Origin of the sequence: Bradyrhizobium sp. JYMT SZCCT0180 (assembly GCF_018130165.1) — a bacterium.
In the GTDB taxonomy this organism is placed as follows: domain Bacteria; phylum Pseudomonadota; class Alphaproteobacteria; order Rhizobiales; family Xanthobacteraceae; genus Bradyrhizobium.
In genome coordinates, this window is the sequence record NZ_JAFCLZ010000013.1 from 1 (window position 1) to 23,983 (window position 23,983).

General features: G+C 58.2%; 21 protein-coding genes and 4 pseudogenes. 15 read left to right on the forward strand and 10 right to left on the reverse strand.

All coding sequences use genetic code 11. The features are described 5' to 3' along the window. Window positions 1-690, forward strand: a pseudogene (locus JQ641_RS19460) (hypothetical protein); the annotation flags it as partial. Between the two features lie 484 nt (window positions 691-1,174). Here the strand turns inward: JQ641_RS19460 and JQ641_RS19465 are convergent. After that, a pseudogene (locus JQ641_RS19465) lies at window positions 1,175-1,366 on the reverse strand (IS5/IS1182 family transposase); the annotation flags it as partial. A 227-nt stretch (window positions 1,367-1,593) separates the two neighbouring features. Here JQ641_RS19465 and JQ641_RS19470 point away from each other — a divergent pair. From JQ641_RS19470 to JQ641_RS19485, 4 genes and pseudogenes are all read left to right on the forward strand, one after another. Continuing rightward, a complete protein-coding gene (locus JQ641_RS19470) occupies window positions 1,594-1,929 on the forward strand; it encodes a hypothetical protein (protein WP_211997598.1) in 336 nt (111 codons plus the stop codon). Between the two features lie 361 nt (window positions 1,930-2,290). After that, the gene (locus tag JQ641_RS38730) at window positions 2,291-3,049 is read left to right on the forward strand and encodes an FkbM family methyltransferase (protein WP_211997599.1); all 759 of its coding nucleotides are present in this window, start codon (window positions 2,291-2,293) and stop codon (window positions 3,047-3,049) included. Between the two features lie 219 nt (window positions 3,050-3,268). Continuing rightward, the gene (locus tag JQ641_RS19480; protein WP_211997600.1) at window positions 3,269-4,066 is read left to right on the forward strand and encodes a hypothetical protein; all 798 of its coding nucleotides are present in this window, start codon (window positions 3,269-3,271) and stop codon (window positions 4,064-4,066) included. Between the two features lie 585 nt (window positions 4,067-4,651). After that, a pseudogene (locus JQ641_RS19485) lies at window positions 4,652-4,810 on the forward strand (IS3 family transposase); the annotation flags it as partial. Here JQ641_RS19485 and JQ641_RS19490 read toward each other — a convergent pair. After that, entirely contained in the window at window positions 4,755-6,749 is a 1,995-nt protein-coding gene (locus tag JQ641_RS19490) for a glycosyltransferase family 2 protein (RefSeq protein WP_211997601.1), read from the reverse strand. The pseudogene JQ641_RS19485 and the gene JQ641_RS19490 overlap by 56 nt on opposite strands. 925 nt (window positions 6,750-7,674) lie before the next feature. On the opposite strand from JQ641_RS19490, the gene JQ641_RS19495 reads away from it, so the two are divergent. Next, window positions 7,675-8,160 carry a class I SAM-dependent methyltransferase gene (locus JQ641_RS19495; RefSeq protein ID WP_211997602.1) on the forward strand — a complete coding sequence of 162 codons (486 nt, stop codon included), beginning with the start codon at window positions 7,675-7,677 and terminating at the stop codon, window positions 8,158-8,160. Here the strand turns inward: JQ641_RS19495 and JQ641_RS19500 are convergent. The 7 genes and pseudogenes from JQ641_RS19500 to JQ641_RS19530 form a co-directional block, all read right to left on the reverse strand. Continuing rightward, on the reverse strand, window positions 8,149-8,301 hold the full coding sequence (locus tag JQ641_RS19500; protein ID WP_211997603.1) for a hypothetical protein: 153 nt from the start codon (window positions 8,299-8,301) through the stop codon (window positions 8,149-8,151). The genes JQ641_RS19495 and JQ641_RS19500 overlap by 12 nt on opposite strands. 248 nt (window positions 8,302-8,549) lie before the next feature. Then, window positions 8,550-8,798, reverse strand: a complete 249-nt coding sequence (locus JQ641_RS19505; protein WP_349628589.1) for a helix-turn-helix domain-containing protein — start codon at window positions 8,796-8,798, stop codon at window positions 8,550-8,552. Window positions 8,799-9,817: 1,019 nt separating this feature from the next. Beyond that, window positions 9,818-10,315: a Dps family protein gene (locus tag JQ641_RS19510; RefSeq protein ID WP_211997604.1), complete on the reverse strand. Its 498-nt coding sequence runs from the start codon at window positions 10,313-10,315 to the stop codon at window positions 9,818-9,820. 346 nt (window positions 10,316-10,661) lie between these two features. Continuing rightward, window positions 10,662-11,153, reverse strand: coding sequence for a hypothetical protein (locus tag JQ641_RS19515; RefSeq protein ID WP_211997605.1), 492 nt, complete (start codon window positions 11,151-11,153; stop codon window positions 10,662-10,664). 940 nt (window positions 11,154-12,093) lie between these two features. Further along, the gene (locus JQ641_RS19520; protein WP_211997606.1) at window positions 12,094-12,312 is read right to left on the reverse strand and encodes a hypothetical protein; all 219 of its coding nucleotides are present in this window, start codon (window positions 12,310-12,312) and stop codon (window positions 12,094-12,096) included. Window positions 12,313-12,557: 245 nt separating this feature from the next. Further along, window positions 12,558-12,930 (reverse strand): annotated as a pseudogene (locus JQ641_RS19525) (response regulator). A 226-nt stretch (window positions 12,931-13,156) separates the two neighbouring features. Then, window positions 13,157-13,624 carry a hypothetical protein gene (locus JQ641_RS19530; protein WP_211997607.1) on the reverse strand — a complete coding sequence of 156 codons (468 nt, stop codon included), beginning with the start codon at window positions 13,622-13,624 and terminating at the stop codon, window positions 13,157-13,159. Between the two features lie 312 nt (window positions 13,625-13,936). Here JQ641_RS19530 and JQ641_RS38495 point away from each other — a divergent pair, with 312 nt between their 5' ends. Continuing rightward, window positions 13,937-14,461: a septal ring lytic transglycosylase RlpA family protein gene (locus JQ641_RS38495; RefSeq protein ID WP_211997608.1), complete on the forward strand. Its 525-nt coding sequence runs from the start codon at window positions 13,937-13,939 to the stop codon at window positions 14,459-14,461. An 803-nt stretch (window positions 14,462-15,264) separates the two neighbouring features. After that, entirely contained in the window at window positions 15,265-15,870 is a 606-nt protein-coding gene (locus tag JQ641_RS38735) for an ATP-binding protein (protein WP_211997609.1), read from the forward strand. A 271-nt stretch (window positions 15,871-16,141) separates the two neighbouring features. Here JQ641_RS38735 and JQ641_RS19545 read toward each other — a convergent pair whose 3' ends face one another. Beyond that, on the reverse strand, window positions 16,142-16,924 hold the full coding sequence (locus JQ641_RS19545) for a DNA-binding transcriptional regulator (RefSeq protein WP_211997610.1): 783 nt from the start codon (window positions 16,922-16,924) through the stop codon (window positions 16,142-16,144). Window positions 16,925-17,209: 285 nt separating this feature from the next. On the opposite strand from JQ641_RS19545, the gene JQ641_RS38740 reads away from it, so the two are divergent. The 7 genes from JQ641_RS38740 to JQ641_RS19580 all read left to right on the forward strand — a co-directional run bounded on the left by JQ641_RS38740 (window position 17,210) and on the right by JQ641_RS19580 (window position 23,982). Continuing rightward, window positions 17,210-18,040, forward strand: coding sequence for a VOC family protein (locus JQ641_RS38740; RefSeq protein WP_211997611.1), 831 nt, complete (start codon window positions 17,210-17,212; stop codon window positions 18,038-18,040). 35 nt (window positions 18,041-18,075) lie between these two features. Beyond that, complete coding sequence (locus tag JQ641_RS19555) at window positions 18,076-19,128, forward strand: ABC transporter substrate-binding protein (protein ID WP_211997612.1); 1,053 nt, start codon at window positions 18,076-18,078, stop codon at window positions 19,126-19,128. 37 nt (window positions 19,129-19,165) lie between these two features. Next, window positions 19,166-19,984, forward strand: a complete 819-nt coding sequence (locus JQ641_RS19560) for an ABC transporter ATP-binding protein (protein ID WP_249150553.1) — start codon at window positions 19,166-19,168, stop codon at window positions 19,982-19,984. Further along, window positions 19,981-20,751, forward strand: a complete 771-nt coding sequence (locus JQ641_RS19565) for an ABC transporter permease (RefSeq protein WP_211997614.1) — start codon at window positions 19,981-19,983, stop codon at window positions 20,749-20,751. Before JQ641_RS19560 ends, JQ641_RS19565 begins: the two co-directional genes overlap by 4 nt. A gap of 19 nt (window positions 20,752-20,770) precedes the next feature. After that, entirely contained in the window at window positions 20,771-21,967 is a 1,197-nt protein-coding gene (locus JQ641_RS19570; RefSeq protein WP_211997615.1) for a CaiB/BaiF CoA transferase family protein, read from the forward strand. Between the two features lie 100 nt (window positions 21,968-22,067). After that, entirely contained in the window at window positions 22,068-22,844 is a 777-nt protein-coding gene (locus JQ641_RS19575) for an enoyl-CoA hydratase/isomerase family protein (protein WP_211997616.1), read from the forward strand. Between the two features lie 28 nt (window positions 22,845-22,872). Further along, a complete protein-coding gene (locus tag JQ641_RS19580) occupies window positions 22,873-23,982 on the forward strand; it encodes a thiolase family protein (RefSeq protein WP_349628590.1) in 1,110 nt (369 codons plus the stop codon). Window position 23,983 lies beyond the last annotated feature (1 nt).

Sequence of the window (23,983 nt, forward strand, 5' to 3'; positions counted from 1 at the left end):
CTGACTGGAGCCACCGGCGCCACAGGTCTGACTGGAGCCACGGGTGCGACCGGTCTGACTGGAGCCACCGGCGCCACAGGTCTGACTGGAGCCACGGGTGCGACCGGTCTGACTGGAGCCACCGGCGCCACAGGTCTGACTGGAGCCACCGGTGCGACCGGCTCGACTGGCGTGACAGGTGCCACCGGCTCGACAGGTGCGACCGGCTCAACGGGTGCCACTGGCGCGACGGGTGCCACCGGCTCGACAGGTGCCACCGGCTCGACAGGTCCAAACGGTGGAGCTACGGGTCCGCGGCAGCACAATAACAACGGCCTTGGCAACGGCCCGGAGGGAGGCGAAACTGGACCCTCTGGTACCGATCCGAGCAACCCAGGCCACCAAAAGTCGACCAAAGTCGGCATCAGTCCTGCCGATGTCTCCACTGGCGGCTCTGGGCAGATGACCTTCATCAGCGGCGCGCAGGGCAACATTGCCCACGGGCCGAAGGCGCCGCCCACGCGCGCTATCCTCGGTGGGGTGCAGGACCTGCAGCCGCATGACTTCTCGGCGGGCGGCGCGACAGGAACTGGCCACACAGGCGCGGGCGGTCAAACGCCCGAGCCAGGGTCGAAGGTCAAAGGCGGACTGTCTCTCGACGATCCGCATGGGCCAAAGACTGTCGAAGGCGTGTTCAAGCCGAACGGCTAGTCGACAGGTATGACCATCAGAGGAGCGCGGCTGAAGCGGCTGCGCTCTTCCGCAAACGACTAGCGCGGCGTCGCACGGCGCCGCGCTTTCCGTTTCCAGATAGGATTGATGAGCGCTCGAAGACGGGCCGACGTCGATCAAAGAAGACGAGAGCAGCTTCGATCCGGGCCTTAGAGGTCACGACGGCCTCGACCAGCCCAGTCGGTGGGCGTCCCGAATTGGTTTGGATCAATGGGGCGCAACATTACTGAAGCCGGGCGATAAGAAGCGAGACGCACACGCCGGGACGAACCGCGCTAAGCTGAACTTGGTCAATAGAGAGGGGACGTGGCCAGCAGCGTCCTCGCGGCCGCACCCAGGATGGGCTTTTCTTGCGGGACTAAGTCACCCTCTCATTATTGGTCCGCCACTTCAAAGCACGGGAATTGAAATGGGCCGGCTTAAATTCTCGATCCTTGCGCGGTGCCTTAGGTCCGGTGGACACTTATCGCGTCCATAAGACGAAGCTGAGAGTGTGACGACGGCAAGGTAATTTCGGGCGGTCTTTTCGAAGCGTGTTGCGACACGCCTGAACTGCTTGATCTTTGAGATGCAGCATTCAACAGATGGCGTGGACATAGAGGTGCTTGTCGAGCGGATATTTTAGGGCGCGTGACGGGTTGTTGGGAATGACGGCGGTCATGGAGATGTAGCGAGCGTGCAATCCAATAACCACTCTCATGCGCATGCCATGTCATTCCACCTGCTTTGAGGTCTTGCTTTCCGTGTGCAATAGGCACAGCTTCTCCACCATCGTCCATCGTCGCGGAAAGATCCGAAGCCGCGGCGTGCGGACCTGCTGCGGGCCCGAGAGTTGGAGGCTTGGTGAATGGAATCTAATTAAATGTTCGGAGCGCGCGGACCATGACGAGTTTCCCAAGAATCGTCGCGTCGATGACGACCATTCCATCAAGGATCGGCTGCATTCGTCCGGTCATGGAGGCGGTTGTAATTCAAACCGTTCCGGTCGCACCCATCGAGTTGAACATTCCTCATATCTGCCAGTGCACTGGCCAAACCTATGAAACTCCGGACTGGCTCACTGGACTTGAACGGGTAATAATCTATCGTACGGAAGATTATGGGCCCGTTGCGAAGATCGCGCCGACTCTGCTGCGATACACGGCCGATCAAGAAACTTATATCTGGTCGGTTGTCGATGACTGCGCCTATCCTGCCGCGCTACGGGGGCAAGCTTAAACCAGATGGGACGGTGAATTTCTGGTTCGGCGAAGCTGAGGTTACGATGTTTGACCGTTGTGGCGGGGTTCTCTACCCACCGGACTGTATCGGGAAAGATTCCCAGCCTATTTGGCTCTTACTGCAGCTAATGAACGTTGCCGAAAAAATGACGACTCGTGTTGGCAATGTATTTTAGCCACCATCTTTTTCCGATGTATTTGTACAACCGGCCGACGGACGAAGTGCCGTACATGGTAACAGGCTGGCTCGATCAAGATCCCCTATCAGCGAATGGACATGTAGAAAATTACAGAAGATTTCGCGTCTATCAACTCGAATGGCCTGCCAAAACTGCCCTCCATGGTGATGGAGGCGCGACGTGACACAGGCTATTCGCCGGGCCTTGCACTGTTTGCGTCCGCATTCCGTGCAGGGGCTGGCCAAATTTCGTGCAGGTGCGGCCGCCGATGGCGGATATGTCATGCTCAATGCATTGCACGGCTGTCAAATCGCTTACTCAATCGGCATAGGGGGCGATGTGAGTTGGGATCTGGCGATGGCAGAACGAGGGTTGCTGGTTTTTCAGTACGATCACACTGTCGATGGACCGCCCGCTGAGCATCCCAACTTTCGCTTTCACAAGACCGGGCTCGCCGCCGCTGACGGGGCAGGAATGATCTCACTTCCCTCGGCTATCCACGCCAATGGGCACGCGGCGCGCAGCGACATAATTCTGAAAATGGATATCGAGGGAGCAGAGTGGAACATTTTGGACACCCTCGGCAGTGATACTCTAAGCCAATTCAGTCAGATTGTGATTGAGGTTCATTACCTTAGACGTTTGGAGGAGCCTGCCTGGCTCGACCGCGCACATCGGATTTTTGCCCGGATGGAGGCGACGCATGCCTGTGTCCACGTTCATGGCAACAACTGGGGCCCTCTGTGTGTGATCCACGGTATTCCTGTGCCAGATGTATTGGAACTTTGCTTCGCTCGTCGAGATCTTGGAAGGTTCGAGCTGTCGAACGAACTGTTCCCGACGCCTCTTGATGCTCCCAACAAATCGGGGGACTATGATTTTTTCCTTGGGGGCTTTCGGTTTCTTTGCACCGATCCGATGTCTACCGATGAACCCTGACAGAAGAGTCCCGGGGTGCGTGTCTAGGCGAACCGCCTGTGGCGTCGCGACATGCGCCGTCTAACGCCAACACCCCTACGCTAAAAAACGATTGCTTCGAAAGGCTGGCTTCAGGAAGGACTTGGATCCGACTTTCCTAGTCGACAGATCGCATCATAGGTCGTACGGCTTAAAAAGTTGCATGCGAGCGAGCGGTAACAACTGCGGGGATTTAAGCAAATGTCGTCGGCTCACCCGTCCCTCCTTGTCGCCCCCATCGAGCTCGCTGGTGATTGGGGGCACATGATCCCCGACGCTGCTATGCATGTGGTTCAGCGGATGCGTTCGGCTTGCTTTGATGGTTTGCGGCTTGTCTCGGACGACCAGCCGGATCGCCTGCGGGTTGAGGAGCGCACTTCAGGCGGTCCCGCCATCTGGCTGCATCCGGATGGAACCACCACGGGTTGGATCATTGTCGCTATCGGCGAGCGGGACTGGTCTAGGCTTGCATATCAGTTCGGCCACGAGCTCGGCCACGTGACAGCCAACTCCTGGCGACCGGACGCAAAACCGGCGCCGCCCAGCCAATGGTTGGAAGAGGCCCTGGTCGAGGCATTCTCGCTGCGCGGCCTGGCGCTTTTGGCGGATAGTTGGTCAAAGGATCCGCCATTCAAGGACGATAGCGGATTTGGGGCAGCCGTGGCCACCTACCGGCAGAACATCATCGAGCGCTACGGCAAGCTTGCAATCGAACAGGGTAATCCAAAAGACCTGCGCATTTGGTTTAAGCAACATCGTGCCGCGATGGAAGCACAGCCCGGTTTGAACGCCTTCGCGCAGGCGGCGTCTCTCAGTATCCTCGCAGAGTATGAGCGCAACCCGGCTGGCGTGGAAGCCCTCGGGGCGCTGAACAGATGGGAAGGCCGCAGCGCGCTTTCGTTGGAGCAGTATTTCGAGGCCTGGAAGGCAAGCTGCAAGGACTTGAAGGCCTCGGCGGAGTTGCCCAGTCAGCTGGAAAGATCGGTTGGCTTGAGCTGACAGGACTCGAAAAGTTCATGGTATTCGATCCCTAAAAGCCAACCCTAATTCGCGCGTGCATCTGCTTTTTAAGCCTGTCTCATCCGCTTTCGCCTTATCCGATGGATACGCCTTTTCGCAGACGGCACGTTCGCTCGTCTCGGCCCAGCGCGCGCAACCGCTCAATGGCAACGATGGCGAGCGGAATCTCGCTTTTCTCTTCCTGTCATGCCCAGCGAAGTTGATCTACGGCTTCCGACAAAATTTAGCCGGGCCAGCCGAAGCGGCGCGATCCATCATTCTTCTTTTCGCGGCACTCGGAAGCACCGCCGTTCTGGTCGACGAGATCGTTCGCCGCTTTCATGCAAGTCTCGCCCTCAGTCAACTCGGCTCAGCGGATCGTTGCAATGACTCTGACGACTCCTGTGCGAGATTCCGCGCGCATCGGACAAGTGCCCGAGCCGCCTTGATCTGGGCGCTATTCAGCGAACGGATCACTTGCGCTTACGGATCCAGACGAGTGTTTGATGTCTCATGCCGGTTCTCAGAAATTGCTACGGAGGCATGCACACGTACGCCTTTAGCTTCGGATAGGCTTGATTCGTCATGGCATCAAAGTTTTCAGAGATCGCATTCGTTTTGAAGCAAGCTGAGGATGGCTCGGCAGTTGCGGAAGTCTGTCGCAAGGCCGCGATCAGGGAGGTGAGGTTTAACTGGCGCAAGAAGTATGCGGGGCTGATGCCCTCGGAGATGAAGCGGCTGCGTCGGCAAACTCGGCCGCCAGCAGGGGCCTTATTGCTTCACCATCGGAGCCGAAGGTCAGCCATCCATAGACTTCGCGGGTGTCGAGCACCTGCGGTATGGCCTCTTTTCGCGCGCTGGCGGAAAAAATCACATATTCATAGCGGCACGACGCATCATCGTAAGTGAGGCGAGGTATCGTATCGGCACGGACGAGATAGGTGCAGTGGACGAGCGCAACCTCATGGAGACCCGGTGAGGCGCGCTCGAGAATTTTGTGGTACTCGACGCTGTCTAGAAAATACCCGTTCGCATCGACGATGTGGTGATAGTTGGAATAGTTGGGTCTGTCGATATCGACGCATCTAAGTAGCGGCGCTACGATCGGCAGGTTAAGGTTGACTAGATTCCGTAAGGTGAGGGGACGCAGGTAATTGTCGACGTCGACGACGAAATAGAAGTTGCATCCCAGCGCTAAGGCTTGGTCCATGCTGTGCTGGCGGATTCGGCCTAAAACCGAAAAGCGCGTGGCGTTCCATTCGTGGTCGTCGAAGTCTTGAACGCGCTCCGCGACGTCGCTGTCGTCGAACTCAACATGCCCGTAGCGCGCGCCAACCCGAGCCACCCAATCGCGCAGGATATCTGCGGTCGCATCTTTATTGTTGTTTGTCCTGATGTGCAGCGAGATATATTCCGGCGGGTAGTCCAGCGCCTCGATGCACTCGAGAAACAAAGGCAAATGGCCGGCCTTACTCTTTGCCAGAATTGCGATTAGGACTTTTGGGGGAGACGTTGTCGCGAATGGCGCCGTGCCCGCATCAACAAACGACGAAGGTTTGACTTCCCGAAGCTTGTCCAGCGCGAAACGGGCGTTAGCTATGATGCGCTTTCTCGTGGCTTCATCTATTTTCGCGTGTTCGAGAATGCGCAGACAATCGGCGATGCAGCTGTGGTAATCGCCAGCCCAATAGGCGTTGATGGCATGTTCGTCGAGAAGGCCCCATTCATAGATCCAGCCTTCAGAGAAGAGGGCGCCAGGAGGTAACGGCAAGTCTATCCCGCGACGAGCGATTTCGGCTCCTAATTGGTTTTTGCCTTTGTACCGACAGTAACGGCTCGCACCGTGCAATGCTTCCGTTCTTGCAGACTGCGATTCAGTGGCTTGCTGATACGCAGCAATGATATCGTCCTCAGGAAATTCGAGCTCCTCTTTCAGACGTGCTGCGCCCAATAGCGCTACGTAGATCTCTTCCTGCCAAAAGCCCATCTCCGCTCGAGACAGATATAGGTCGAGCGCTTTCTGTTTCTCGCCGAAATCGCGATAACTCTGAGCGAGATAAAATGTGTAGCGGGAGCGGAGAAACGCGTCAGTCTCGTTTTGCAATGCTCGTTCTAACAGCTCGGCGTCTTTTCGGAATTTCTGCGGATCCTGACTACGCGCGCCGCCACCGTGGATCTGGATGGCAAACCCTGAGGCGGTCTCACGGCTATGAGATCCGGCTGGGATTTCCAGAAATTCATGCAAGACACCGCGGAAATAAAAGTCTTTCCTGTTGCTGCAGATTTGCGGTCGGTAATGCCTCATTGCACCGTGATTGATCGGGACATCATAGAAGTCCGCTTCCATAGTGGTCTTGAATGCGGCGACGTCGAACCCGGGATCGAGGGTGAGCGTATCGTCGGCATCGATGATGAACGCGTAGTCGATATGCTCGGTTTTTCGAAGGCAGGTCAGCGCATGGGACCGATTGTACGCAAAATCATGCCATGGTTCTTCGACGACGGTACCGGCAATACAATTCTTAGTGAGCCAATTTCGGATGATTTCCTGCGTTCCGTCGGTCGAGCCTGTGTCCTCAATCAAGACAAAATCGATAATCGGTCGTACACTGTCGAGGCAGCGGACAATGACGCTTGCCTCGTTCTTGACAATCATGCAAAGGCCAATCGACTTCATGGTCATTAACAACACACCTTCCTGTGCGGCGATCCCTTCTATGTTTTCTGGGACGCAAATCGCGCGTTAGCTTCCATTCGTTGCCTGTCGTCTTCCGTTGGAACGGAGCTGCCCGCCGCTAACAGCCGTAGCACGCATGCCGAGACTAGGATGATCATGATCCTAGAGTCCGTCTTGGTCAGGGAACCTAGGGCAACGCGTTAAGCTCCTCGGGCCAGTCAGCCCGTCAATGCTCAAATGTTGTGTTTGCCATCGATGCGTGCGGGGCAGTCGAAAGGCTCATCAATGCTAACCGTGCCATCGCAGCGGGGGGCTTGCAACCAAATTTGAGTTGTGTCAGCGGCGATTCATGTTAGGCCGCCTCCGAGTGGAGGGCGTGGTATGACGGCAGACTTGGAGGGGGCGCGCGAATGGTTCAAACGCGCCGCAGAGGCGAGATCCAGACGCTCAAGTTCCCTTGGCGGAATGCCGGTCAACGGGCGCGGTGGCTCTGCCGCTCTCGCTGCGGGCAAAAGCTGTGTGAGCAGCCCGCAGCCCCAGGGCATGACGGCGGAATTTTTGCAGAGGGGGCGATGTACGGCGGCGACCACGTCTGCCGGTCGGTCGCAATTGCCGCAGGAGAGTTGGTTTCGCGCCGCGTCGGAACTAGGCCATGGCCAGGCGCAAGTGATGCTTGGACGTTATCTAGGCAATGGAGCGGCGGGACATCGGGGAATTGAGGGAGCGAATGCCGAACTTGCGGAAGCTTAACTGAGAGAAAAAGTCAAGTTCAGCAAGCGCCGTGAAGAATTAATGCCTGTCGAACTGTGCATAGAGGAGGTGTTGAAGTGCAAGAAACGTCGCTAGTGCGTTCGAGGCAGTCTTCAACGATGACCGCTGGAGGTTCTGGTCCCAGATCTCTCCCAGCAGTACGATTGAATATCGCTCATTCTTGGAAAGATTTATCCAGGAAAATGAAGTAAGGACTGTGACCGATCTAGGATGCGGCGACTGGCAGTTTTCCCGTTATATAAATTGGTCATCGGTGCGATATACTGGTCTCGATGTTGTTCAGTCGCTGATAGATGAAAATAATAAACGATATGCTGCCGATAATATTAGCTTTCAGCTTTCCAGAAACTTTGACTCGTTGCCGGGTGGCGACTTGCTCATCGCAAAGGAAATGTTGCAGCATCTTCCCAATAAACTCATTGCCGCTTACCTCGAGGTGATTTCCCAGCGATATAAGTTTGCGTTGCTTACTAATAGCATAGCACCGGGAAGTGGTGTGAATAGCGATATCGAGGCTGGCGGATATCGGCCGTTGCGTTTGGAGGCAGCTCCGTTTCATGCGCGAGGAGTTATAGTTCTTATTTATTATCCGAGAAATGACCATCAGATTTGGCGGAACGCCGTCTTTCTAATGTTAGGTAATTGAAAAAAGCAATTCCGGCGGCGGGCGTGGATTCAAATGGCACCACACACCGGCCGAGCCGAGGGCGCTGGCAACGACCTGCTTGGTCGCGCGCGAGATGGCTTCGTCCGTCGTCAGCAATCCAAAGGCCGGGTCGATCTGCATGTTTCTCTCATCGTGTGACGTTAGGGTGCGTCGAGCAGTTCAATACGTTATAACGTATAGATCGTAAGATGTCAAGGATCTTTCTAGGGGCGACCCTGCATCGGCAACGAGGCCTGTGAGTAGAGGTGCCCACGTCGTGAGGTAGAACCAGCGATAGTGGGAGTTGGGCCGACAACCGACTGCGTGACCACTCGCTCAAGGGCGGCTCGATCGGTAGCGGGGGGCGGCCGGCTAAAGATTAGGCCGGATTACCGGCCACTATCGAACAGCCTGGCTAGGTCCACTTTCAGCGCTTCAGCCAATTTCACGAGCGACTCGAGGGTAGGATTTGCCTCGCCTCGTTCTATCTCGCTGATCAACGCTTGTCTGATTTCGGCCGCCTCGGCGAGGTCTTGCTGGGATAAACCGGCATCTTGCCTAAGCTGCCTTACATTGGCAGCCAGCCATCGTGCGTGACGAGCAAGCTTTGCAGGCATCTTTTTGCTGGGCCGAGCCATTCCGTACGGGGCTCATTGTCGTGAGCGGACAGTCACTTTCGGTGATTCCCGGGGCCAAGTCCAATCGGCGACTGAGGTTCAAATGAACCCGTTGATCGGGGAACTCCCTGTATCCAGCGTTCTGAGCTGAGGGACTAGCGCCGAGAACATCTCCGTCCTGCCCCGCGGCGTCGTCAACTTGGCCATGAAACCAACGCGCGCTTTGTAGATCACGTGGGCTCTAGGTTGCTCAGTTCGCCGTGGATGAAGCGCCTGACGTAATCGGCAACGACAAGATCGCGGTCCGCTGGCATTAGTGTCCCATGTCTGAATGTCCGCACCGCGATGTAGAAAGTTCGACCGTCGAGACCCCAAACTGCCTCGCTCTCACGTTTCGGAGACAGCTCGCCCGAGTTGCGAGCTTTTGAAGCGCTTCATCTTACGTATCTCCAGGCAACGGGCAGGTTTCCTCGTTTTTCGATCAGCGCCAAATAACGCGGAGCCACACGCGTTGCCCCCGATCTCTGCGGCTCGACCGACTGGACCAAAATTACTCCGACTTCATCCCTGACGCCGAGATGACCTGGCGCCAGTTGTCGCTTTCCTGCGTCATAAAGGTGGCCGTCTCTTCAGGCGAACTTCCAACGGGGACGAACGTCAAAACCGCTTGACCTTTGATCTCGCCCAAGCGGCCGTTTCTGATCGGCCGCTTGTGGCGCAAAGCGGTCGATCGTCGCGCCGATGTGCCAGAACCGGTCGCTGCTGATCGCAAATGGGATTCGTATCGCCTCTCGAGCAGGCCTAGGCGTTACCGTCAGATCGGGCAAAGAATACATACTTGGATTTAAGTAGCACGTCAGCTGGGATCTGGCGTCGTGCTTCAACCCTTGCATGTCAATACGACACGGAATCCGTTCGGCGCGGATCGGCAGAAGCAGCTTCCGCTATATCAGAGCGTGATTCCTTCTCAACTAGTTGTGAGTTTGCGGTCACACCCGCTGCCTTCGGGGAGCGGTCGTTTTGTCCATATGCGATGGAGCTCAGCCGCCGTACTTGGTCGTCTCGAACAGAAACCAGACCCTCTGTTCGCCTTCGTCGATCCAATTCTCGAGAAGGCTCGCGCCGGCAAGATCGCCATTCTTATCGCAGAGCGCGTGTGTCTCACGCATGTTTGTCACGAGAAACTCGTTGTCCTTGCGCAGTTCTTCCAGCATGTCGGCGGGTCGGACGTCGGCCTCATCGTTGTCGCGCAGACGCTGGCATCTCGCAATATGGCCAATCGATCTAATCGTGGTGCCGCCTATCTTTCTGACCCGCTCGGCGATCGCGTCCGTCGTCGCGAAAATCTGCTCACCCTGATCGTCCAGCAGCAGATGGTAGTCGCGAAAATGCGGACCCGAAATGTGCCAATGAAAATTCTTTGTCTTGAGGTAGAGAGCGAACATGTCCGCCAAAAGCCGCGTGAAGGACGCGGAAAGCGTCTGAATGGCATCGTCGGAGAAGCCGGCCGAAGTCTCAAGTGCGGCAAGAGCAGTCATTTCGCCAATCTCCAGTATTTGCGGCTAATCACAGCGTGAACCATCGGCGGCAAGGCGCTAGTTCCGCTGAGCGGTCCAGTATCCCGAGCAACGGGCACTTCCAGAATAGCCGTTCCACGTACCGCGGCCGGAATTGCTCGAGAGTCGGCCCGAGCCGGACGCGTACTTGTCATGAACGGTCACCGAGGCGTGAACGGCACCGGAACGCGCCACATGGCCCAAAGCAATCGAATAGGCAATCAGCTCAGATGATGGGCCTGCTGGAGGCCGTACCGCACGCACCAATCTTGATAATTCGCCAGAAAATCCGGTTGGCGAATGGCAGTGAATGCAACAGATTGAAAATCTACGATGCGCAAGCGGGCGACAAATTTACAGCTCTTAACAGATCGCCAACCGGACCAGGCCGGCTGCAAGGCTTCACGGGATCAGATGGTTTGGATCGATCCATAGCTTGATTTCGTTTGCGGTCGACGTTCTTTCTCGTCTTTCTGAATTCGCTCCGTTGCGAATCTTTGGGCGAAGGTGAAAAGGCATGAGGATCGCGCCAGTGTCGGCTTATGATCTTGGTTTCCACCGGCGGGCTGGGTGGAATTACGACAGGGGTGGTTGGCTCGATTGGCTGCAAGACAGCTTGGGGCGAGGCTTCCTGACGCACGTAGTTAATCTCAAGTCGATCCGCCTTGCTGAGCGCGTGTTCAGCGTCAGCAACGCCGACCGTCGATGCGTCTGGTGATATCTCAGCGGCCGCGAGGCCGGCAGGCGTCCTAACCGCCTTGCCGACAGTCAAGGCGCTGACCAGCGCTAATGCAATCGCAAGCCAGATCGTCCTGATCATCTGCTGCCCTAGACCGGTATCAGCGGGTAGCCTCAGCATGGATTCTGGCGGTTAAAGGGCGGGATAGACCCAATTGTGAGGAATAAAGGGAAATCGCCGGCGAGCGCGCTTCGTTGCCGGCGAAAGCTTCATCTCTTAAGGCCGAGAGTGCGGGTCTTCTCCTGTTCAAAAAACGTGAAAGTGACATCCAGTTCCTGCTCGGCCACCGGGGGGCCGTTCCGTCCGCCAGCGCTACGCAACCGGGTTTGCGTTCACAAGTGTACAGACGCTTGCAATTTTTCAGGTCAACATATGTGACGCATTAGGTCATCACGGCCCCAGTTGCTTCCCCGCGCTGGGGCCGCTTTTTAACAAGCACGTCAGCCAGTTCAATCGCGGCCGCATAGGAAGCTAGGTTCCCTCGTGCACACGATTGAGCGCCTAGCTGAACGCGAGCACGAGCCAACCTGAGCACAAACGGTTGCGATTAGCGCGAGAAACCGTCAGACGACGAAGTCGTGATTGCGCATGATACACCTCCTACCGCTGACGGGAGGCGGATGGTCCGAATTAATTGAAAACTTCGGAATCAGTTGGAGCCGAACTTCCGAACTAGAGCCCGGCGCAAGACCACTCGTTCATGTGGGCTGCGGTATCAAGCTGCCGGAGCTGGCCCACCGATCTTGCCGGTACGGCCTTCGGATGGATCGGTGCGACGTCGTGTTCGGCTCGGTCAGACTGGCGCTGGGGCGTTCAGTGCTCAACTAAAGGACCCCCGTTACCGCGGACCTCGAGAATTGCGCGAAAAGTAGCCGTTAGCCAAAAGTAGCTTTGAGCAGATCTGTGACCACCCAAGCCAGGAATGTCGCTATCGCGGCCAAAATCATTGTTGGATGGCGAGCACTGGCAATCTGGCGCCTGATACTATCCCAAAGATGGTTCAAGGTGCCCTCCGCCAGCGTCAACTGTCCGGGCCGATCTGGAGCTCAAGCAACGCTAACCGCTGCAAAGCGAGTGGATCGCATTCGCCATCCCGGGCGAGTCGAAGGATTGTTTCCGCCAACCGATGGATGGTGTGTGAACTGACCGGCTCCGGAAGTGCGTTGACGGCATCCTGAAGCGCGATATCCATCACCTGGATCGCTTCCGGAGAGAATGACGCGTCCGCAAAGTCCTTCATGTTTTTGACACGAGCGAGGAGTGGAATACCTCGACAACGGGAAAAAGTGGTAAGGGTTCCAAATCCTGAGTTAAACGGTGTGGGGATCCGCGATACGAAGTTTTATGGCTTGGAGCCTTTGAACTCTAACGTTCAGTCAAGCTTTCGCGTGGCGACAGCTTGGGCCCCGAGGTGTCAGCCGTGTAGACGAAGTCCGATGATATCGGGACTGACGGGGAAGTAGCAGCAGTTTGTCCAAGACGCACCTAGCGGACAGGGTCCTTCAGCACTTCGTCTATCATTTCGGCGAGCTTTTCTATCGTGAAAGGCTTTTTGGAGGGTTGGTTGATCACGGTAGCCGTCCGGGACGCCGGCCGCGCCGTAACCGGTGGCGAAAATAAACGGACGCCTATTTGCTTTGATGACGTCGGCTACTGGCGTAATCATCTGACCATTGAGGTTCACATCGACGATAGCTAGATCAAACTCTATCGATTGGACGAGCTGGATACCTTGGCTAATCTCACCCGGTTCGCCCGCTACCGTGTGGCCGAGCTCTTCGAGCATGTCGGCCACCATCATCCGGATCATTACTTCGTCTTCAACGAGTAATACTGAGTAGCTTGTTGGGCTCGTCATTCTCAATCGTATCCGTTTCTGTAGCTAGACTGGGCGAGGGAGTGTCCGCGTTGCCGCCTCAACGAGCACAAATGGTCAGAGGGCTGCCTTTAGGAAATCTAACGCAGCAGAAGTTCCTTCACGTGGGCCGCCAGGCCTTCCATCGCAAACGGCTTTGTAACGATAGCCATTGTCAGGTACCGGTACCGGTTACTGACCCACATTCTCGCGCTAGATCTTAGGCCTGCTAGTTTCCGAGCGACAGGCTGATCCGAGTGACGACCGAATCCCACTGACGGTCTTCCGCGGCTGGATAATTTATTAGGACGCAATTCATGTATTCGTTTACCCGGTTGCAGCGGTTGTACCAGGTTCGCCCATTGCGAATGCTGGACACTGCAAAGAAACGCGGTGTCACTCGTTTGTACTGAATGTCAGCAGGAGGCCTCTGCTTTGCAAGAAAAGTGGCAGGCGAGTCGTTCTCAGGATTGGGAACTGACTGCAGAGTCAAATCTGCTCGGCGGTCGCTTGTGAAAAAGCGCCGCCCCGGGCCGCCCTCTGGCGCTCCCGCATCCTCGGTGAAAATACTCACCGGGATATCTACTTTAGCGCCGGTACTCGGGATAGCAAATTGCCGCCACTGCGTGCTGTCCGCAAAGGCTGCCATCGGGACGAGGCTGACAATCAATCCAATAATCCAGTTGCGCGCACCCATGCAGCATCTCAGGTCGGTTGATCTCAAACCATCAACTTCTGGACATTTGTTCAGTTCCTGCGGTTCTTCATGTCGGTCAATGAGAACGCAGGGGCGCGCGAGCGGAGGGGGTGAGGGCCGGGGGCGGTATGTCGGGATTGAAGGCCACCGGTACCGGTTATTGCCGCATGTTCTCGCGCTCGAGCATGCGTTTGTTCAGCCCCGTATTGGTCCTTGGAACGTTTCAACCGTCCCAGCATTGCCTGAAGACCGCGGCCAGCTAAGCAGGCACCGTGATGGCGTCGTGGCCGCCACAAGACCCGAGTGTTTAGTATGAAAAGCATTGTCGCGACCGCTATCATTCTCCTTTCCCTCTGCTCCGCGGCCGAGGCGCATCGTCTCTCCGGCACTGCTACCTACTATGGCGGAAGCGACCGGCTGTGCGGACGCCGCACGGCTTCCGGGGCGGTGTTCAACTGTGCCGGAATGACGGCGGCACATCGGACGCTGCCTTTCGGCACGGTGCTGACGGTCCAGAGCGGCGGCCGGTCGATCCAGGTCACGGTGACCGATCGCGGCCCGTTCACCGGCGCGTTTCTTGATCTATCACCCGCGGCCGCAAACGCGCTCGGCTGTCGCTGTACCCATCGCAACGTGACCGCGACTGTCATGCAAGTGGGATCGGGTGAGACCGTCGTCGCGGGTCGAGGTCGTCAACGCCCCGCAGCTGCGGCAGCCATGCCGCTGTTCTTCCAGCCGACGAATGCCTTTACAGATCCGTCGGGAACGTTCGGATCCTCAATGGCCATGGCACCTGTGCCGCGTCACCGAGATCGTCACCGTGGTCGGCGCTACTAGGACGCTTCTAAGGAGCAGGTAAGGCGGCCGCGTCCTAATTGTTGAACGGACCGCACCGACTGCGCCGAATCGACCCGTCGGAGTTGAATGTAAGTGTCGCTTGAACAATCTCATTTGGGACGCAGAAGTGCAGGACAATGTCGCTGCCGTCCACCTGCAAATCGATGAGTTCGCCGGCAAGACATGCCCGCCTATCCTGAGAATGTCCGTTCACCGGGGTAGAGCGGAAGTCGTCGTGGTCCGGCCAAAACGTCGCGAATGACCCTTAGCGGTCATGGCGCGACGCAGAATAGCGGATTGCCGTGCTCGACATCTAATGCCGCCGCAGCGAGCGGCCATGCCACCGCCGCACCGCCAAGAAGACTGATGAAATCGCGCCGTCTCATGCAACCCTCCAAGGAGGCTTCAGGACCACGCTAATCCAGGTCGAAGCATACCACATTGCGGCATGGGAGTCCGGGGTGTTGGAGGACGGATCTTGAGCCGACCAACGGCAGCTTCTGGCGCAAAGCGGCCGTTCGTACGCAGACAGCCATCCCGCGACCGATAAGGATACACATCACTTTGGAACCAGGCTCGGAGCGAGCGCCCGCCGCCGACGCACGAGCACACGCAGGACGAGATCTTCGTTTTCGTCCCGACGTCTGACCCTCGTCGGACTGCTCAGTTCAGACTCGCTTGCCGGCGCTAAGCCAACGCTTAGTGAACAGTATCTTCGTCCAATCGATTTCCAGTCCACGATGATAAGAACCTACTGGCAGCGATCTCCTCTCCCACACTCGAATTCGAAAGGGGTGTCCTTCGTGAGAACCGTCGCAGACCAGTTTGCCGCGATCAATCTCGTCTCTACCCCAGCCGTCCGGACAGAAAGTCCCGATGTCAAGACGGCACCGAATGACTTGGTCGAGCTCCGGCATGCCCAAGTGTTGTTGGCCATGCCGGATCGCGACAAATTGGTCGATGCTGCGGAGTACCTCTGCAACATCGGTTGGGCAGTCAATCTGTCCAGACTGCATCGAATGAAGATCTATCTGATCATATCAGCGGATACTTTGCCACTCGAAGCCGAGCGTTGCTGGCTACTGGGGCTGCTCACCAAAGAGCTTGTAACAAACGCAGTGCGTCACGCTTGCTTCTTCGGCCCTCGAGAGGGCAAGATAAGTATTGAGCTGACATGGGAAGGCAGCTTCGTTCATTGCGCGGTTTCGGACAACGGGCCGGGAACGGCGAGAGCAAGGCCAGCGCGCGACTTTAGGATCGCGCACAGTTTTGCCAGAAGCCTGGGTGGCCGGATAGGTCATTGGTTTGATGATCAAGGTACATCCTTTGTCGTGACCTTTCCATTCACGGAACGCGAGTTGCAGGAGATCAGGGCACCCGGCTTTCACCACGCCAGCGAGTCGGATTGAACCAGGACGCAGTGATTGGCTAGGCGAACGAGACCCGCAAGTCGCGCGGCAAGAGCGACGGCAGTCGGAGAGGTCGCAGCACACGCAATAAGATTGAGCGGCGTTCTCGCAGGATCGGCTCTACCGCTCTCGCGAAATAGTTCGCTTAGTTTCTGCGTGTCTTGGTGGGACCATGTAAATGCTCGGCTCGCCCAAGCATGGCCTCCGACATCTAACGCAATTCGGTCTCTTGCTCTTGCAGGCGCCTAGCTCCTTCAGCGCAGACAATTGCTTACGGTACTTTTGTGAGATCCGCTACGCTCTTTTCGATCTTCTTGGCCAGATCCAAAAGCGGAGGGACGTAAGATGCTATGGCCTTCGTCTTCGGCATTGCCGAAATGAAGTAACTCACTCCGAGGGTGGCAAGAACCTTGCGCCCGTGGCGTATGGGAACACTGAAGGTGTTCGCTGACTTCGGTTGGACATCAGGCGATCGTTCCGCGAAGCCGTTGCGCCGCACGCGCGCAATGATTTCGCGAACCTCCTCCGGGTCGCGTGCGGCGCGATCCTCGGGATGACCCGAGCGAGCGAGTACACCAAGAATGTATTTGCGCTCCGCTGCGGGACAGAACGCGATATAGGCGCGGCCCATCGCACGCGTCAGAAGCGGCAGCCTCATATTAACGGTCGCGTGAAATGGCGACATCGGGCTTTCCCGCGTTGTCGAGAACCGCACAACCATGGCGTCCCGATCGAACACGGCAATGCCAATCGGAAGCTTGTGCCGGCGGGTGAATTCGATCGCCCAGGAACGAGCGGCCTCGACCACCAGCGGATCACCATGGAAGCCTGAGCTTAGTGTGCGAACCCCCGAGGTGACCTGATAGCCGCCCTGTCGTGGATCGTTCGCCACGTAGCCGAGCAACCGAAGAGTCTCCAGCAGGCGTACGATGGTCGACTTCGGAAGAGCGGTTGCCTTGTGCAGATGTTGCACACTGTTGATTCGCTGGCGGTTGAGCTCTTCCAAAAGCGCGAAGGCGCGTCGAACCGCCTCGACGGGGGATCCGGAAGTCATGTGGTCCTCCTCAATAACGCTGTTTAGCCCTTAAGCCGCGCGTTTCCCTCGTTCCATACAGCGGAACGATGCGTCAAGCCACTGGCTGCCGGTCTGCTTTTGGGGATCAATGGCCGCAGATCACCTCGGCACGTCGCTTTCCAGGCTGGCTGGACCGGTTCACCAGCAGGGCAAGTCGCGCCGACGATCCAACCAGAACTTACTGTTGTCGCTTCCGGCCGCTGACTCTGGCGGGGATGGCATCAGTCCAAAGCTACATCAAAAAATTGGTCAGGAGGAGTTGCAGTGACGATTTCAGCGATCCATCGGGTGTCCCTTGCAACGCACGATCTGGCGGAGGCACAGAAATTCTTTGAATCCCATATCGGGCTAGGCCGACCCGTTAAAGTCGCCGATCAGACCATCGCTTTCGGCAGCGGCAGTCGGGGCCTGCGAATCAGAAAGCCGCCGAGGCTGCTCAATAGAACTGCGTCGGAATTGCACGGATCGGCAGGCACGCGCCATGTCGCTTTCGACACGGACGACTTGAACGGAATCGCGAGCCGACTGGACAAGGCGGCGATACCTTACGTGGATGCCCTGCCTGGCGACTTTGACGCATCCGCCATTTACACGATCGATCCGGCGATGAATGTCGTGGCCTTCTGTCAGAGATCGACGGGTGGGCCAACAGACCAAGCCATTCAGTCTTTGGTGCACGACTGGGGCTGGGGGATCCATCATGTCAATCTAGAGGCCTGCGACGTGCGAGAAGCCGCCGCATTCTACGTCGAAATCGCCGGTATGACCGAAGGTCGCTGGCAAGCTCCGGCTGCTGCTGGTGACGTCGTCGTGGATCCGTCGATGGTTTCGCTCTTGTCCCTTGGCGACTTCAACCGCGGCATACACATCGTTCGCGCCGACCCACGCTTCCCCAGCCGGTACAGCCTCGAGCACAACCCGACAGTCGGCGGACACCCGGCATTCTCGGTGCGCGATGTGCATGCCGTAAAGGCCCGCCTGGAACGGGACGGCGTGCTCATATCTGACGCCAAAGTGTATGCGATGGACAGGATGTATCAGATCTATCTCCAGGATCCCTCCGCAAACATGCTCGAGGTGAACCAGTTCATCTGAAGCAGGCAGTCATAACAACGCATCGGAGGAAAGAAATGAAAAGCCAGTCATTCAGATTCAATTTGTGCACCGCGTCAGCTATCGCACTTGCCGCTATCTCAGGCCAGGCTGCGGCACAAACGCCGCGCGCCAACGGCGAAACGGTCGGCATCCAGAACTACGCAAGCACGACCGGCAACATGCATGCGCTCATCGCCAAGGAGAAAGGCTTCTGCGAGAAGTACAATTTCAAGTGCGAGATCAAGATACTCAATTCGACCTCGCTCGGCCTGCAGGCGCTGGTCGGCAAGACCATCGACTTCACGCACGGCGCCGCGGATCTCGTCGGCGCGGCGGTGACCGCAGGCGCCGAAGTCGTCATTGTCGGCACCGTCCTGCCGGCTAACGTGCTCTCGATCAGCGTCCGCAATGACGTGCCGATGCCCAGCCGCGGCAAGGGCTATCCGGCGATCATGAACGACTTCAAGGGCAAGCGAATCGGCGTCGCCGCGCGCGGAAGCTCGAACGAGAAGTATTTCAACGCCATGCTCAGGGAGGCCGGCCTGAAGCCGGACGACGTGACATATGTTGCGGTGGGCGCTCCGAACACGGCCTACACCGCGCTTGCGATCGGCAAACAGATCGATGCGACGATCATGTACCAGCCGCTGACTCAGATCTGTCAATTCACTAAGACCTGCGAGACGGTGATCGACATGACAATCGGCGAAGGTCCGAAGTCGCTGGAAGCAACGGTCGGCGCCAATATCATCGTCGCTGCGCGCAAGGAGATGGTGGAGAGCAACCCGAAGCTGGTGGAAGCGTTCTACGCGGCGATGACGGACGCGGCCGTCTGGTTCAACGATCCGAAGAATTTCGACGAGCTCGTCAAGATCTACACGCCGATCATCTCCTTCGGCGACATGGCGGGTGCCGACGAAATTCGAAGGAACTGGATCAAGAGCGTAATCCCCGCCTACAGCAAGGACCTGAAAGTCAAGGTCTCGGCGCTGCAGGAGATCATGGACTTCAGCCTCGAGAACAAGATCATCGACGTGAAGGTCGAGGCCAAGCGGGTGCTCTGGGACAAGGCGCCACAGACGCCTTGAAGCGGCTCGGGTGAAAGGTCAAACCATGAATATGGCCATGAACACAACGCAGATGAAAACCAGCGCCGGTACCGCAGCAAAGCCAGCGCCGGGCTCGATCGTCTTCGACAAGGTGTCGGTGGCGTTCGAAGCCGCCAAGCTGACGGCGGTGTCGGAATTCTCGCTGAACATCGCTCCTGGCGAATTCGTCTCGATCGTTGGCCCCTCGGGCTGCGGCAAGACCACGCTGTTGAACTTCGCCGCCGGCCTTCTGCCGTCGGGCGCGGGACGCGGCACTCTGCTCGTGAACGGCAAGCCGCCGGTCACGGGCAGCCACGACGTCGCCTACATGTTGGCGCGCGACGCGCTGGCGCCATGGCGCACGGCGCTCGGCAACGCCGAACTCGGCACCGAGGTCCGCGGTGTTCCGGTCGAGAAGCGCCGTGCCCGAGCACTCGACCTGCTGGAAAAGGTCGGCCTGAAAGGTTTCGAGAACGCCTATCCCAAGGCGCTGTCGCAAGGCATGCGCCAGCGCGTGGCGCTCGCGCGCACTTTCTCGCTGGACTCGCCGATCCTGTTGATGGACGAGCCGTTCGGCGCGCTCGATGCGCAGACGAAACTTCAGCTGGAAGACGTGCTGCTGTCGTTATGGCAGCGCGAGCGGCGCACCGTGCTGTTCATCACCCACGACCTGTCAGAAGCAGTGTCGATGTCGGATCGGGTCATCGTCATGAGCTCGCGGCCAGGGCGCATCATTGCCGACGTTCCGATCACGCTCGGCCGACCGCGCTCGGTGCGCGCGCTGCAGAAGGAGCCACACTATCACGAGCTTTACGCCCAGGTGTGGAGCAAGCTGGAAGAGGGATTGAGCCAATGACCGACGAACACGTGTGGGGATCTGGAAAGATCTGGGCGGCGCGGCTGATTGTTCTTGCCGTGTTCTTCGTCTTCTGGGAGTGGGCGGCGCACTCGAAACTGATCGACCCGATCCTGATCGGCAAGCCGACCGGCATCGTGCAGTATCTTTGGCAGGAGGTGTTCGTCACCCAGAGCCTTTTGAACGACTTCTATTGGTCGATGGGCGGCACCATGATCGCCTTCGTGCTCGGCAGTGTCGCAGGCGTGCTGGTCGGCATGCTGTTCGTCACGAGCCCATCGACGGAAGCGGTGTTGAACCCGATCTTCACGGCGCTGAACGCGATGCCGCGCATCGCGCTGGCCCCGCTGTTCATCATCTGGTTCGGTCTGGGCCTCGGCTCGAAGGTCGCTGTCGGTTTCAGCCTCACCTTCTTCATCGTGCTGAGCAGCACCGTGGCCGGCGGGCGCGGCGTCAATCCCGATCACATCACGCTCGCCCGCACGCTCGGCGCCAGCGAAAGCCAGATTTTCCGCAAGTTCGTGCTGCCGAGCGCCGTGCCGGTGATCTTCAACGGCCTGCGGCTTGGCCTCGTCTTCGCCCTGCTCGGCGTGATCGGTGCGGAGATATTCGCCTCCGAACACGGCCTCGGCCAGACGCTGTCGGTGCTCGCCGCAAGCTTCAAGACCAATGGGGTGTTCGGCATCATCTTCCTGTTGTCGATGATCGGCGTCGGCATCAGCTCGGGGATGAGCTCGCTGGAGAACCGCCTGCTCAGGTGGCGATAAGAACATGATGGAGGTAGACATGAAACCGCTCGAAGGTACCCACGTGCTTGATTTCACACAGGTCCTCGCCGGTCCTCTGTGCACCCAGTATCTTGGCGATCTGGGTGCGGAGATCATAAAAGTCGAACCCGTCGGCAAGGGCGACGACACGCGACAGTGGCCGCCTTTCCGGGAGGGGTTCGGAGCGGTTTTCCTGAACGTGAACCGGAACAAGCGGAGTCTGGCGCTCGATCTGAAAAATCCCGAGAGCCGACCGATCGTCAGGTCGCTCGTGGAGAAAGCTGACGTCGTGATCGAGAGCTTCGCTGGCGGCGTGACCGAGCGGCTCGGAATCGACTACGAATCGCTTCGATCAATCAATCCGAAGATCATCTATTGCAGCGTTTCAGGCTACGGCCGGTCCGGCCCAATGAAGGATGCGCGCGGATACGACCTGATCCTGCAGGCCTACAGCGGCATTCTCAGCATGACCGGTCATCCCGGATCAGGGCCGACCCGAGTGCCGTTGTCGCCGATCGACCAAGGCACGGGCATGCATGCTCTATCCGGTATCCTTGCCGCCCTGATCAACCGCAGCAAGACCGGGAAAGGCTGCTTCCTGGAGGTGTCGTTGTTCGAGACCGCCGTCGGCTTTCTCGGATTTAATCTGGAGAGTTACTGGGCACGGGGCCAATTGCCCGCGAAATCCGGGTCTGGTCACGAGTCGCTCTGCCCCTATCAGGTCTTCCAGGCGTCCGACGACCTCATACTCCTGGGGATCGCGAACAACAATCACTGGGAGCGCTTCTGCAAGCTCGTGGGACGCGAGGATCTTCTCGCGGACCTCCGCTTTGCGACCAACGCTGACCGCGTCGCTCATTTTGAAGTCACGATCGAAGTCGTTCAGGACATCATGGCGACGCGCACTCGGTCCGAGTGGCTGGTGCTGCTCCAGAAGATCGGCGTTCCCTGCTCGCCGGTGAACACGATAGCCGACGTCATGAATGAGCCCCAGACCAAGGCGCGCGGCATCATCGTGGACTACGATCATCCGCAGCTGGGCTGTCACAAGGCCATCGCGCACCCGGTCCAGTTCGAGAACGTAACGCGCAAAGTCAGGCTGCCGCCGCCGCGGCTGGGACAGCATACTGCCGAAATCCTCCGCGAAGCAGGCCTGAGCGAGGCCGATATCGGCCGGCTCCGTGAAACCAGGACCATCGAGACAGCGGAAACGTAGGACATAACAGAGCAGCGGGAGTGCCTTTTCGGGCATGGGCGCTGCCGGAGGAATTCGAGTAGCTCCGTGACGAGAGCGCCGGAAAGCGAGAGGACGAATCATGTCTATTGATCTTGAAGTCGATAAGGACGGCGTCGCCACCGTCATCATCAACCGCGCCGAGGTGCATAACGCCCTCGACGCCGAGCACTACGCGGCGATCTCGAAGGCGTGGCAGACCGTGCGCGACGATCCGCAGATCCGCTGCGCGATTCTCACCGGGGCAGGGGACAAGGCCTTCAGCGCCGGCGCCGACATCAAGAGCGTCCTGACCATGACACAGAACTGGTCCGACGTGTGGTTGACGCAGAAGGATCAGTTGCTCAATCGCGGGCTGGAAGTTTGGAAACCGATCATCGCCGCGGTGAACGGCTTCTGCCTGGGCGGCGGCATGACCATGCTGTTTGCGACCGACATGCGCGTCGCCTCGGAGCACGCGACGTTCAGCTTATCGGAGGTCAAGCGGGGCATCATCGCGGGCAATGGCGGCACACAACGCACACTGCAGCAGTTGCCCTGGTGCATCGGCATGGAGATGCTGCTGACCGGCGATCCGATCGACGCCAAAACGGCCGAACGCTGGGGCCTGATCAACAAGGTCGTGCCACACAGCGAGCTGATGAAATCGGCGCGCGAATATGCTGCGCGCGTCGCCGCCAACGCGCCGCTCGCGGTACAGGCCGCGAAGGAACTCGCGATCCGCTCGCGCGACACCGACATTAACACGGGACTGCGCATCGAGCAGTTGATCGGTCGGCTGCTGCGCGAGACCGAGGACGCGAAGGAGGGCCCGAAGGCTTTTCGCGAAAAACGCAAACCCAATTTCGTGGGGAACTGAAATGGGAACAAATCTTAGCGGCAAAGCCGTGATTGCCGGCATCGGTGCAACCAGATTCGGCACGCTGCCAGGCCGCACGACGATCTCGATGAATGTCGAGGCAATCCGCAAGGCACTGAACGACGCCGGCATCGAGAAGGACGCGGTCGACGCACTTTACGTGAAGTGTCCGACCTCCAAATTCGAAATGATGTACGGGCAGAGGATTGCCGAAGCGATCGGCCTCCAGCCGAGGATCGGCGGCGTATGGGATTCGGGCGGCTCGTCCAACGTCATCATGATCTCCCAGGCAATCATGGCGATCGAAGCCGGCCAGTGCGAGATTGCCGTGGTCACCTTTGCCGACAACCCGAAGTCTGGATCCGCGGCAGGCTACAGCCATCCGCGCGGCGAAGACGCGCTCTACGGCTGGTTTGCGGTATTGTCTTCCTATGCGATGATCGCGCGCCGCCACATGGGCGAGCTCGGCACGCCGCGCGAGGCGTTGGGCGCTGTGGCTGTGGCCGCCCGGCGCCATGGAGCGCAGAATCCGAATGCGCAGTTGCGCAAGCCGCTCGCGCTCGACGAGTACATGGACATGCCGCCGATGGTCGCGCCATTCGGCCGCGACGATTGCACACTCGTCTCGGACGGCGCAGCCGCCGTCGTGGTGATGAGTACGGAACGGGCCAGGAAGATGGGCGTGCCGAAACCGGTGCCCGTCCTGGGCTTCGGTTTTGGCCAGACGGGTTGGGACGTGACGCAGCGGCCCGACATGACTTCGACGCAGGCGAAAGTCGCCGGCGAAACCGCATTCAAAATGGCAGGCCTGAAACCCAAAGACATGAACGTCGCGCAAATCTACGACTGTTTCACCATCACGGCATTGATGACGCTAGAAGATTACGGCTTCGCCAGGAAGGGCCAGATCGCCGACTTCGTGAAGGGTGGCAACATCGAGATCGGCGGCGAGCTGCCGATTAACACGTCGGGCGGACTCCTGTCGGAGACAGGCATGCCCGGCATGCAGCTGATCCACGAGGGCGTCCGGCAGATGCGCGGAGACGCTGCGTTGCAAGTCAAAGACGCAAAGCATTGCATCATTTCCAACCAGGGAGGAGTGATGCACACCCACGCAGCACTCATTTTGGGACAATGAA